Origin of the sequence: Flavobacterium sp. FlaQc-48 (assembly GCF_044007335.1) — a bacterium.
Taxonomy (GTDB): Bacteria; Bacteroidota; Bacteroidia; order Flavobacteriales; family Flavobacteriaceae; genus Flavobacterium.
Window position 1 is genome coordinate 270754 of the sequence record NZ_JBIPCR010000006.1, and the last position, 12403, is coordinate 283156.

Sequence of the window (12403 nt, forward strand, 5' to 3'; positions counted from 1 at the left end):
TCTATTAATTTATTTTCTTTGATAATCGTTCTGCTAAATCTTTTATATCATTGGCTCTCGCCACCTGTTCAATCCATTTTTCAGGAATATTTTCAGTTCCGTAATAAATTCCAGCCAATCCTCCTGCAATAGCAGCCGTTGTATCGGTATCTCCACCCAGGTTGACCGCCTTTAGAACTGTTTCTTCATAAGAATCTGAGTTTAAAAAACACCATAAACTCGCTTGTAAACTGTCCAGCACATATCCCGAAGAATGAATATTATCTTCCGGATACTGAGAAATATCATTATTCAAAACCCTGTCAAATAGCTGAATTTCAACAGGATTATATTTTTTATCTACCAGAAACCCTGAAAGAACCTGTTGCATTTTAATATAAGCTTCGAATTTATCTTTATCTTTTAAAATCTGCAAACAATATACAACATAAATAAAACAGGCAAACACGGAACGAAAATGAGCATGAGTTATAGAGGAAACTGCTTTTACCTTTTGATAAATGACTTCTATATCTTTTTCTTTCTGAAGATAAAAGACTAACGGCAAAATACGCATTAACGAACCATTCCCATTATCTTCATCAAAAAAATTACCTGAATTCCTGGCCGATTCTCCTTTTGCTACTCTGGCTAAAGAATGCCTTGTAGTTCCACCAATATCAAATACTTTATGATGAGCTCCCCAGTATCCTTCCTGCATCCATTTAACAAAAGTCAGCGCCATATCTTCTATGTCAAAACCTTTACTTAAACTTTCGGCAGTACAAAAAGCCAGTGAACTATCATCGCTAAAGGTTCCCGGTGGCTGATGCCAGCACATAAAGCCCATCATGTCAACAACCGGGTTTTCTTTTAAATAGGTCCTTGTTTTAAACTCAACCGGAACACCCAGTGCGTCCCCAATTGCTACACCAAATAAACCGGATTCTATTTTATTATTCATCGTTCTATTTATTACTCTTTTTCAGCCGTTATGGTATTTTAGGATCCCTTTTTAATGCTTAGCTGAAATAGTGTGTTTATATTTTTTTCTGTACTAAATTCTGAATTAGCGCTTCCAGTGTTTTAAACTGTTCTACCGCATATCTTTCGCAGACAATATCGACATTCCCTTTACGCCAAAAATCTTCTTCGGCCACTACTTTCATTTTATTCGATTGGGCATAAAGACCAAACTCCAGTAGGGATATTGGCGACATTGTATTCCCTGCAAAATACATAATGATAATATCTGCTTTTTCTAATGCATTAAGTTCCCAATTTACCTGTTCCTTAAAATTATCATTTTCAATAGTTTGTGACCAGCTACTGTCCCATTCATTTCTTCTGGGATTAAAAATAATATAATCGTCTTGTAATAGTTCCTCACATTTCTTTTGCCAGTTTATGGCTTTGTCCATTTCTATAGATCCTGCCAGAAAAATGGTTTTTAACTCACTTTGCAACGGAATTTCTTCGGGAGCTCTAAAAATTTTCTTCATGATCTATTTATTTCTTCCTTTTTCTGTTGGATACAGATTCTGTACTATATCACTTTGCCAAAATGCTTTTGTTGCTGTATCAAGACACGTTAATTTGCCATAAAAACCTGCACCGGTATCGATATTCCAGACATTGCATCCTTGCATGGGAATGTCAATATTGTAATGAAGTGTTGGCGTATGGCCAATATAAATTTCATTAAAGAGCAATAATCTTTTAGGATACGAAAGTGAATCTTTTGTAATTCTCCTGTCCATTGTTAATGCCATTTCCCAAAGTGTTCTGTCCCAGGAAAAATTAGTGGCATAATGTTCTTTTTCCGGACCATGCATGGATGAAAAACCAGCGTGAATAAACAAATTTTGATGTTCATCTACTACATAATCTTTCATATTCGCAAAAAATTCAAGATGTTTCTCTTTACGTAAAGGATCCATGTTCTGATAACTTTCGATGGTTGATTTTCCTCCATGCAAAAACCAAATGTCATTTATTACATCATTCATGAGCCATTCATGACACCAAACATCATGATTTCCCCGTATAAAGATACAATCCTGTTTTTGGGACCATTGTATCAGAAAATCAATAACTTGTGCTGATTCGCTCCAGCCATCGACATAATCACCCAGAAAAACAATCTTGTCATTTTCGGTTATTTCTACCCTTTCCAGCAATTGAACTAAAGCTCTTAAGCCTCCGTGAATATCTCCAATAACTAAAGTTCTTTTCATGATAAAATTATCTTTTTGTGGTAAATACTACAACCCGATGATCATCGCTCAATGGTTATTTAAACTTATGAGCCAGTTTCAAATCCAGATCAATTAGAAAATCTTTTCCGAATTTATCGTTTTCTAACTCTTCATATAAAAACGAAGGCAGCGCTTTATCACAATTTTGTTTGTGACTTAAAATCGCCATACACAGAGCAGCAACAGTATCTGTATCTCCTCCATAATCTATACTTGTTTTCAGGCAATCTTTCATAGAAGTGGCTTCAGATACGATTTTTATAACTGCTTGTGTGGTTGGATAACCATGCATATCAATTGGAGACGTAATTTTATAGTTTTCGTTCTCTTTTAAAGTTTCGTTTAAAAACGCAATCAAAGTCGAACCGTCACCTAAATTGTTTTTAAAATAATGAACGGCCAAAGCGATACGCTTTGCACAACTTATACCTTCTGCCGTATGATGAGACGTTTTGGCCTGAATTTCGCAAAATTCCATCAACTGATGAATATCTTTTACGTAACCAATGCCATACGCTCTCATGGCAGAACCGTTTCCGTTGCTTCCGTTGTTGATTATTTTAATAAAATCAGCGCCGTTTTTGCTGGCGTCTAGAGCATTGTAAACCCTGTCTGAATATCCTCTTCGTTTATCCCTGTGAAATACTTCGACAAACTTATCAGCAACTTTAATCTCGTTCCAGCTGTCCTCTTCTAATAACAATTCCGAAATTGCAATTGCCATTTGAGTATCGTCTGTATACCGTTTATAGATTTCAGTATAAAGTCCGTGTTTATGATATTGAGTTAAATCGTTGTTTTGAGAAATAAAATCTAAATCTCGAAATTCAAAACCTGCACCGTATGCATCGCCTATTGCTGCTTCTAGTATCATAATTACTTTTTTTTTAATTTGAATGGGATTTAAAAACCTGTTTATGGTTTAAACTCTATGTATTTTGCCGGAACCTCATCTGTTAGCCAGACATTATTTTCGGACAAATAAAATTTAAATCCGTCCCTGTGCATGGCACCGCTTCTTACTGTCAGAATTTGAGGAACTCCCCTTCTTCCTCCTACTTTAATCGCCGTTTCTCTGTCTTTGGAAAGATGAACATGCTGACGGCTCATTTTTTGCAAGCCTTCTTTTTTAATGCTTTCCAAAAACTTTGCAACAGTTCCGTGATATAAATATTCCGAAGGTTCTGCCTCGTTCAGGTTTAATTCAACGGAAATCGAATGTCCCTGACTGGCGCGGATTTTTGTTTTATCTTCATTAAAAGCAAAACGTTTTTTATCATTGTTTTCTACTACGTAATCCAGAAGTTCAGCAGTCATTTGATTTTGACTTCCTTTCTTATTACATTTTTCAATTAATTCCTCAACATCTGCCCAACCATTTTCGTCTAGTTTTAATCCTATTTTTTCTGGCGAATGTCTAAGTACTAAACTTAGAAATTTACTCACCGTTTTTGCTGTTTTCTCATTCATGATTTCCAGAGATTTTAAGTTTCTTATTCAGTTCTTCATCCTTAAAAACGAATGGCTTTTCGGCAGGAACTCTTAATTTTTCTAATTCCCCATTCTGAACAAAGGAATATTGCTCTTTCACAAATTCCGAAATATCTTCAATTAGGAGAATATCTTCTTTAGCAAAAGATTTTATAAAGTCGTCTCGTAAACCAATCTGAATGGCTCTTCTTTCTAACTTATTTCCGTAGGGATCGTGATCAGGATCCCATTGCAATCTTACCGAAGATGTTTTCACCTGTGTTTGCCATTCTTCTCGGCTCATTCCAAGTGATGCATCGTAAGAGGAATAAACTGCATTTTGCAAATAGGTATGGAATGCCGAAATTTTAAGGTGAATTGCCAGTACGACCTCTTGTCCTTCTTTGGTTCCCCATCCGTTTCTGTACATCATCCAAAAAAAATTGGGTTTTATCCAGGTCATTCGGGTAAGGCTAAATTCGCCACCAAAAAACTGGTTTTTAGCAGCAAATTCACCGATATCTTTTCGGTAGGATTGATACACTATTATTTCTTCCTCGTCATATTGAGCCATTATATGATAGCCTGATTTTGGCCATACTGTTACTTGCTCATCATATTTTTTTAATTCTATTTTCATTTTTTAATTTATCGATGAAATGTTCTATACGGAACATCAAATACATCAATTCTATTAGTTTTAATTTATTTTCTCTAATAAATGTTTGTAAATCTGATAGTTTTCGTCATCAAAACAAACAAATATTACTTTCTCTAGTTCTGAAATCCTATCAAAATTCCGAACTGATTTTACCGCAATTTCTGCCGCTTTATCTTTTGGAAACCGATAAATGCCGGTACTAATGCCTGGAAAAGCAATTGTTTTAATATTGTTTTGTAAAGCCAGTTCTAAACTATTTTGATAGCAAGATTTAAGCAGATTCTTTTTTTCCTCTTTATCTCCATTCCAAACCGGTCCAACGGTATGAATTACATACTCTGATGGCAAATTACCCGCTGTCGTAATTACCGCATCTCCTACTTTACAGCCACCTTGTTTATTTCGAATCTGGATGCATCCATCTAATATGGCTTTTCCGCCTTTTCTGTGAATTGCTCCATCAACTCCGCCGCCGCCTAACAAAGAAGTATTGGCTGCATTGACAATGGCATCAACCTGAATTTCTGTGATATCGGCTTTGAGAATTTCTAAAATCATTTTTTAAATCTGTTTAGCTTGTCTCTTAATCCGGCATTTTCACTTACCAAAGAACGATCTGTAAAATGCACATTAATTACTTCTATCCCATTAATGATATTAGCATTGAAACTGGCTAAATCTTCAGATGGAATCCAAAGTTCATTATGATTTTTGTCTCCTACATTTTGAATTTCGTATTGCTCTAAAAAAGTACTTTTAACTTCAAATGCTGTTACAATTCCAATAAATCCGGAAAACTCATCAACAGTATTCCATTCCAGGGCAATTTGTTCAGCATATGCCTGATTGGTTACCGGATAAAAGATAGGTTGCCAGTCTAATCTTGGCGGAAACAACTTGTAATCGGTCTCTGCAATTAACTCCATTTCCTTCAATCCTACCGGACGATATAATCTTGTTGTTTCCATAATTCAATTATTGTAATTCATCCCTAACTTCCATTAAAGCAAAACCTAATAAATTTAGACCTCTCCACTTCGCAGGATTCAGAACATCTTTGTGATCACCGGCCATTCCTATTCCCCAAATGGCATCGACAGGACTGGCTTCGACTATGACTCTGTCATTGGTATTTAGTAAAAAAGTTTTTAAGTCCGGATGCTGACTGAATTTATGATAATTCCCTTCTTTCACAATGTCAAATCTCGCAGCCAGCCAAAGGGTTTCATTGTAATTCTTTACTTCTCTACCAAACTTTTTGGCTTCAGCAGGAGATTTAGCCTGAAGGATTTTCTGCAAAACTGCATCGTCTTTAAATAATTCTGCTTTCTTGGCCATCATCCAGTGTTCTGCCGTTTTATAAGTCACTTTATCGACTTCAAACGAACTTAACCACCATTGACTAAAGCAGGTTTTAGAAATGCTTCCGTCTTTATTGGGCTGATGTCCCCAGAAAAATAAAAATTTACTTTCTGCGGCTATATTTTCTATATTGTATTTCATTTTTTTTTCTTATTGAAACAAAGACGTCAACTGTTTAAAATCTTGTGAGTCGGGTGAAAATGATCCATAAATTTCATTAAAATCAGTAGTCAGCTTTTCAAATTTATAATCCACTTCGATCTGATCCATGCAGGTTACCACCAGATTTCTTTTTGCATTTGGACTGTAAGCGGTATCTAGTATTAAACTATAATTTAAAAGTTCATAATCTAAATCGCCAGTTCTCAATTCTTTTTGAAAATCGTTGTAAAGACAGGTTTCTTCTTCGTTATTTTTTAATTTTAATTCTCTTTCGTTACCCATCCAGCCACTTCCATGTCGGGTTGCATAACTTCTTGTAATATAATACACTTCGATAGCTTCAATTTTTAATTTCTGACAGATTTCATAAGCATTTTTTGAAGTTGTATTGGCATACGTTACATTCGGAAAAACACCGTGATCCATGTCGAGCAGGATTCCCTGGCTTCCTTCGAAAATAAGATTGGAGTACTTTTCTAAAAAACTGTAATCGCTGATATTCCATTTTATTTCATCAACGATTTCAAGAAAATGACTGACTTCTTCATCGATTTCACTTTCATTTAGAAAACCGTAATAATAGGCGATTTTTTCCAGTTTTGCCAAAAGCATTTGGCGGGGCGCTATCAGATCTATCGCGTATAATTTGTATGGGCCTTCATTACGTTTCATTGTGGCACCAACTCCTTTGCCACATGTTCCGTGATCTAAATTCTTAACATTGTTTCTGTTCTGCCAAACATCAAAAGGTGTTGTAATTTTGGCTAAAGGATGAATGTGAAGTTCAATATTCCCTCCTAATTCTTCGAGTTCTTTTCTTTCGTTGTATAAAAAAACAGGATGAATCGTGCAATGTTCACTATAATAAGAAGGCAAACCGCGAAGTGCGCCGCTGGCAAAACTCGAATGAACGTGTTTTTTATCGCCAATCATTACCGTATGTGCCGCCTGTTGTCCTCCTGAAAACCGAATAACTATAGATTCAGGATTTTGCTTCGCCAGAAAATCTGTTGTAATTCCTTTTCCCTCATCACCAAATCCTAAACCTATAACTATTTGTGCTGTTTTCATTTTGTAAAATATTATTTAAACACATAGAAACATAGATTTTTTGAAACTTTAAAAGGCGTTTCACTAGTTTAAACAAACATAGTTTCCAGGTGTGAGCAACTAGTTTTTTTATTTTCTTTTCATCACTAAAAAAAATCTATGTTTCTATGCGTTAAACATTTAAAGCATTTCTATATTATCTAATCCGTCAGGCGGAATTGTTCCTAAACCTAATCCTGAACTTTTATGTTTATCACAAATGATTTTCCTGATTACATTCGGAATTTCTTTATGATCTTCGATAGACAAACAATTTTGTCCGAGTAATTCTTTCCAGGCTACATTTGCTCTTATGGCCTGATCAGAATGCAATACACTAATATGATAGACTTCGTAACGCTCTTGAGTTGCTTTTAGTAATTCAAGATGCGTATACGTTTGCTGTCCCTGACCCATAATTTCTTTTATCGCTGATGCCGGAAGTGTTTCCAGATTAGGTTCATCCCCCACGGTAAACAACAATCCTTTCTGACCTCTTTTTTCGAAAGCATCGGTTTTGGTATGGAATGCTGCAAAATACCAGGCTAATAAATAACTTTCACCTGCATTTCCTCCTCCTCCACCTTCGATATAGGTTCTGGTCAGCCACATATCCAGTTCCTGATCGCCAGACTCAAATTGTCCAACCTGCAACGGATATCTGTCGCATTCATGATCTCCGATTCCTAAAAACAATAGTGCCGGATCCGGAACGCCGCCCTGAATAATTCCTCCCATTAATTTTGGAAGTCCTTCTTTGATCAATTCATGCGGAATATGTCCCATACTTCCCGTAACATCCAGCCCCAAAATAATGGGAACTGTATTCGGATGCACTTCAGAATCCCTGGCTTCTCTAAACGTAATGCCGTTTGGATTCATAGATTCATGCGCCATTCCTAAAGAATTTTGCGTAAAAATCTCACTTGCAGATTTAAATCCGTAACCTGCTTCTTTTGCTCTGCTTAAACGAGCGCCTAAGTCATATCTTGTACCTCCCATAACTAAAATGTTTTACCAAATAAATATTCGAATCTCTTTTTTGTCACTTCAAACTGAATGTTTAAATTTCTGATCGTTAATGACAATTCCATATCTTTTTGCACAAATGCTTCGGGTTGAAAATCGGCAAAAGTCAAACTGTTTTTATCGAGCGGACTTATATCAATAAGGCCTTCCTGCTCTCTTTCTAATCTTTTTATCTTCAGTTCTATATCTTCAACTCTGCGTCTGTAAATTAATTCTGAATCCTCCCCAATTGTTTTGGCTCTGTCTTCTCTAATCTGATCATTGTTTCTTTTTAAAGACTCAATGAATCTTGGTTTTAAATCATCACTCATCGTTTTTGTGGTTTTGTTTCAGGTTTTTCTTTGTTTCAGGTTTGCACGAAATGTGAAACTTGGAATCTTAAACTTGAAACGGTTAATAGCTTTTTTTTGTTTCAGGTTTCAAGTTTCACGTTGCTATGAATAACTTGAACCTTTTTAAACTAACTTGTCCAGTCCGATTACTTGTACACTTTCGCCTTCGAAATCTTTTACTGAATTGGTAGTAAATATTTTATCGAAGCAATTCAAAACTTCAAATCCTTTATTGAAGATTCCGTGGCTTACGGCTAAGTATAATTTTCCGGCATTTTTCTTTTTTAATTCTTCGGCTAAGCCAACAAAAGTTCCTCCACCGTCGCAAATATCATCAACGATTAAACAATCAATTCCGTTTAGATCGTCTTCGTATACTTTAAAACCAGATAGTTTTCCTGTTTTTACATCACGGCTTTTGCTGCATTCTACTACATCAACCCCACCTAAAAACTCAGAAACTTTGTAGATTTTTTTCAAAGCGCCGCCATCCGGAGAAATTAGTTTTACGTTTTCGCCAATTACCTTTAAAACTTGCTGGATAAAAGTATGGTTTGGAATCACTTCGCAATTGTTTACCAATGCCGGGGTAACTTCAGAATGCGCATCAAAAACAAAAACTTTATTTAACTGAAGTGCGTTTATAATATCAGCATATACTTTTACAGAAAGAGATTCTCCTTTAATCATCACGCGATCTTGTCTTGCTGCCGGGAAATACGGAATAAACAAATCGATTACTTCAACATCCATTCTGCGCAAAGCATCTACTGTGATACACAACAACCCTAAATCATTGAATGAATTTAATCGGTGTGTGATGGTTACTTTTTCATTGTGATCAAAATCAGGATTGATTTTAATATGAGGTTCTCCTCCAGAAAATGTAAAACTTTGAAATTGGATTGCTTCCTGATTAAGGATCGGAGTGAATTTTGGGTCTAGGTTAAGTATCATAGTTTTTTAGTTTGCGTTAATTATACGCAAATGTAGAATTAAATTTTTAATAAACAATTTGTTTTGTGTAAAAATTACGCAAACTTTATTTCAAAGTGAAAGCCTTTTTCAATTAATTCACTGTATTTCAATTTATTAAACTTAAAAAGTTTTGCAGGACGACCGCTTTTTATGGGCGAAAAACGATCTGTCTGATCTAAAAAGCCATAACTGAGGATCTTTTTTCTAAAATTTCGTCGGTCAATTTCTTTCTCCAGAATGGTACAATAGAGATTTTCAAGATCTGAAAACAGAAATTCTTCGGGAAGCAAATCAAACCCAACGGGTTCATACGTTAGTTTTGCTTTTAATCTTGAGATGGCTGTTTCTAATATTACATTATGATCGAAAGCCAAAGCAGGAATTTCATCTATTTTGCACCATTGTACCCTTTCGGCATCCGTATCGGCTTTTATTTCCAGATTAGAGGCATCTACCAAAGCATAATATGCAACAGAAATGACACGGTTTCTGGAATCTCTGTAAACATCGTCTCCAAAAGTGTATAACTGTTCCATAAAAGTAAGCTGCACATTGGTTTCTTCATGCAATTCTCTAATTACAGCATTGCTAAGCGATTCGTCCTGTTTTACTAATCCGCCTGGCAACGCCCAATATTTATCGGCAGAACCAAATTTCTGCTCAATTAAAAGCACATACAAATTGTTGTTTTTATATCCAAAAACAATGGCATCAACAGCAATTCTTATATTTTGAAAATTTTCCATAATTAAAAAATCATATCTCACAAATATAACGAATGAGAGCCAATTTTATAATCTATTGCTTCAGCATAAATCATAAAACTGGCTCTTACTAATTAAAATTTCCTATTAGTTCACCGTTACAACTTTCTTTGGGGTTATGTTGCAGTCTATAGTCTCTTTTCTGAGTTTTATATCTGCTATAACTTCATAACTCCCCACTGTTTCATAAGTATGGGTTACTTTTGTACCGGTGACAGTCTCTGTTGTTCCATCACCAAATGTCCATTTTACAGAATTTAACGTTCCGCTTCCGGTATATTTAATAGAATAATTAATTTTCCTGGCATTTACCGGATCGAGAGAATATTTGATCTCAACCTGTGCCGATTCTCCCAAACAATTTGTTATCGCTTCCAGTTGCTCACTGCAGGAATTAGTTATAAAAAAAATTGTAAGGAGGACTAAAAAATTTGCTGCTTTTTTCACATTATGCTTATTTTAGAATTTTGTCATTAATATTTTATTTGAAGAATAAAGACATAAAGGGTACAATTACAACCTGTTACCCAAAAAAAGCTTTAATTCTTTCGCTATAGCTTCAAAAAAAGAACTCGAAGTATTGTTTTTAGCCGTTAATAAGTATACATATTCTTCGGGCACGTGAAAACTATTCCACAACAATTGCAATTTGTTTTCTTTAATATATTTTCTCGCATTACAATTCCAGGTTATGGCAACCCCGGAATTTTTAGAAAGCATCTCGAGCATTTCAGATTCAGACGGAATGATATAATTAGGCACCATTGACGGTCTTTTTTTACTGAAAGCATGGAGCCAGAATATTTTGATATGCGAAATTCTGGCATCATTACAATACCATTTTTGCTCGTTGAGCCATTGTTCTGTTTCTGTAAAATTGTCTGCTTTTAGTTTCTGACGAAATTCTGCTGCATCCAGACTTATTGGAGCCACCATTATTAATTTTATTTTTCCAACAATTTCATAAATGGTATCAAACGTATCAAATCTTTTTGTGGTAATGGCAAAATCGAGTTTTTTAGCATCTACCAGCGCAAAAAGGGCATCATCTTCTGCAAAAGTAAAATCGATAAAATCAAATTTGGAGATTAAGACACTTCCGCAACTATTAAAGAGGTCTTTAGAAATTCCAACAGAAATTAACCGGACAGAATCATGCGCTTTTGCCCGAAACCCATTCTCGACATTTTCTAAACGATCGAGAGCATCAATAATTAAATTATTAAGTAACTTAGCGTATTCCGTTGGTTCGACACCTTTAGATTTTCGATTGAATAATTTATAACCAACATGAGCCTCTAACATAGATATTTGTTGACTTACAGCAGGTTGACTCATAAACAATTCTTTTGCCGCTATAGAAAAATTGCCGTTTTTATAAACGGACTTAAATGTTCTGTACCATTCTAGATTGACCATGATATAAATATTTTAATAACAAACATAGTTTATTTTATTTTTACTGATATCACTTTAGTCGTAAATTTGATTAAAATTTAAACTTATGAAAAAGATAGCTTTACTCGCGATTATAACATTAACAGCTTTTAGCTCAACGGCTATAGCTCAAAAAACAACTAAAAAAGGTATGAAAAAAGTATTATTTGTTGTGACCAGTAACGATAAACTGGGCAATACAGGAGAAAAAACAGGATTTTGGTCAGAAGAATTGGCTGCACCTTATTATGAATTATTAGATCAGGGAGTAGAAATCACGATTGCAACTCCGCTTGGGGGTCAGCCTCCAATAGATCCTAAAAGTGCTGATCCGGCATCTGCAACCGAAGACACAAAACGTTTTGATGCTGATAAAACTTTACAGGAAAAATTAACACACACACATAAACTTTCGACTATTGATCAAAAAGATTACGATGCCGTATTTTATCCGGGAGGCCACGGACCACTTTGGGATTTAGTAGAGGATAAAAATTCAATTGCTTTAATCGAATCTTTTTACACCCATAAAAAACCTGTAGCTTTTGTTTGTCACGCTCCGGCAGTTTTGAAAAACGTAAAAGTAAACGGTGAGTTTTTAGTGAAGGGTAAAAAAGTAACCGGATTTACTAATGAGGAGGAAGAAGCGGTAGGTTTAACCAAAGTAGTTCCGTTTCTATTAGAAGATGCTTTAACTCAAAATGGTGGTAAATTCTCAAAAGGGCCAAACTGGGCACCTTATGCTGTAGAAGACGGACTTTTGATTACAGGACAAAACCCGGCATCATCTAAATTGGTGGCTGGTAAATTATTAGAAAAATTAAATAAATAAGATGCTAAGGCACTAAGTGGCTAAGTCACTAAGATTAAAAACTTAGCAAC

General features: G+C 35.2%; 17 protein-coding genes. 1 reads left to right on the plus strand and 16 read right to left on the minus strand.

The window, feature by feature from the left end; genetic code table 11:
- Positions 1-4: 4 nt before the first annotated feature.
- The 16 genes from ACHRWY_RS12535 to ACHRWY_RS12610 form a co-directional block, all read right to left on the minus strand.
- The gene (locus tag ACHRWY_RS12535; protein ID WP_395354995.1) at positions 5-943 is read right to left on the minus strand and encodes an ADP-ribosylglycohydrolase family protein; all 939 of its coding nucleotides are present in this window, start codon (positions 941-943) and stop codon (positions 5-7) included.
- A 76-nt stretch (positions 944-1019) separates the two neighbouring features.
- On the minus strand, positions 1020-1481 hold the full coding sequence (locus ACHRWY_RS12540) for a nucleoside 2-deoxyribosyltransferase domain-containing protein (RefSeq protein WP_395354996.1): 462 nt from the start codon (positions 1479-1481) through the stop codon (positions 1020-1022).
- 3 nt (positions 1482-1484) lie between these two features.
- Positions 1485-2216, minus strand: a complete 732-nt coding sequence (locus tag ACHRWY_RS12545) for a metallophosphoesterase family protein (protein ID WP_395354998.1) — start codon at positions 2214-2216, stop codon at positions 1485-1487.
- 55 nt (positions 2217-2271) lie between these two features.
- Positions 2272-3111, minus strand: coding sequence for an ADP-ribosylglycohydrolase family protein (locus ACHRWY_RS12550; protein ID WP_395354999.1), 840 nt, complete (start codon positions 3109-3111; stop codon positions 2272-2274).
- A 41-nt stretch (positions 3112-3152) separates the two neighbouring features.
- Positions 3153-3707: an RNA 2'-phosphotransferase gene (locus ACHRWY_RS12555; protein ID WP_395355001.1), complete on the minus strand. Its 555-nt coding sequence runs from the start codon at positions 3705-3707 to the stop codon at positions 3153-3155.
- The gene (locus tag ACHRWY_RS12560; protein WP_395355003.1) at positions 3700-4347 is read right to left on the minus strand and encodes a DUF4291 domain-containing protein; all 648 of its coding nucleotides are present in this window, start codon (positions 4345-4347) and stop codon (positions 3700-3702) included. Before ACHRWY_RS12560 ends, ACHRWY_RS12555 begins: the two co-directional genes overlap by 8 nt.
- Positions 4348-4407: 60 nt before the next feature.
- Positions 4408-4926, minus strand: coding sequence for an O-acetyl-ADP-ribose deacetylase (locus ACHRWY_RS12565; protein WP_395355005.1), 519 nt, complete (start codon positions 4924-4926; stop codon positions 4408-4410).
- A complete protein-coding gene (locus ACHRWY_RS12570) occupies positions 4923-5336 on the minus strand; it encodes an ADP-ribosylation/crystallin J1 (RefSeq protein ID WP_395355007.1) in 414 nt (137 codons plus the stop codon). The genes ACHRWY_RS12565 and ACHRWY_RS12570 overlap by 4 nt, the downstream gene beginning before the upstream one ends.
- 7 nt (positions 5337-5343) lie before the next feature.
- The gene (locus ACHRWY_RS12575) at positions 5344-5871 is read right to left on the minus strand and encodes an NADAR family protein (RefSeq protein ID WP_395355009.1); all 528 of its coding nucleotides are present in this window, start codon (positions 5869-5871) and stop codon (positions 5344-5346) included.
- 9 nt (positions 5872-5880) lie between these two features.
- Positions 5881-6963, minus strand: a complete 1083-nt coding sequence (locus tag ACHRWY_RS12580) for an adenylosuccinate synthetase (RefSeq protein WP_395355010.1) — start codon at positions 6961-6963, stop codon at positions 5881-5883.
- A 159-nt stretch (positions 6964-7122) separates the two neighbouring features.
- Positions 7123-7983, minus strand: coding sequence for a hypothetical protein (locus ACHRWY_RS12585; protein WP_395355012.1), 861 nt, complete (start codon positions 7981-7983; stop codon positions 7123-7125).
- 2 nt (positions 7984-7985) lie between these two features.
- Positions 7986-8321: a hypothetical protein gene (locus ACHRWY_RS12590; protein ID WP_031455095.1), complete on the minus strand. Its 336-nt coding sequence runs from the start codon at positions 8319-8321 to the stop codon at positions 7986-7988.
- A gap of 144 nt (positions 8322-8465) precedes the next feature.
- Positions 8466-9299, minus strand: a complete 834-nt coding sequence (prs, locus tag ACHRWY_RS12595) for a ribose-phosphate diphosphokinase (RefSeq protein WP_395355013.1) — start codon at positions 9297-9299, stop codon at positions 8466-8468.
- Between the two features lie 74 nt (positions 9300-9373).
- The gene (locus ACHRWY_RS12600; RefSeq protein WP_395355014.1) at positions 9374-10066 is read right to left on the minus strand and encodes an NUDIX hydrolase; all 693 of its coding nucleotides are present in this window, start codon (positions 10064-10066) and stop codon (positions 9374-9376) included.
- Between the two features lie 105 nt (positions 10067-10171).
- Positions 10172-10531, minus strand: coding sequence for a PKD domain-containing protein (locus ACHRWY_RS12605; RefSeq protein WP_395355015.1), 360 nt, complete (start codon positions 10529-10531; stop codon positions 10172-10174).
- Positions 10532-10597: 66 nt separating this feature from the next.
- Positions 10598-11503, minus strand: a complete 906-nt coding sequence (locus ACHRWY_RS12610; RefSeq protein WP_395355017.1) for a LysR family transcriptional regulator — start codon at positions 11501-11503, stop codon at positions 10598-10600.
- Between the two features lie 85 nt (positions 11504-11588).
- Here ACHRWY_RS12610 and ACHRWY_RS12615 point away from each other — a divergent pair, with 85 nt between their 5' ends.
- On the plus strand, positions 11589-12353 hold the full coding sequence (locus ACHRWY_RS12615; RefSeq protein WP_395355019.1) for a type 1 glutamine amidotransferase domain-containing protein: 765 nt from the start codon (positions 11589-11591) through the stop codon (positions 12351-12353).
- The last annotated feature ends 50 nt before the right edge of the window (positions 12354-12403 follow it).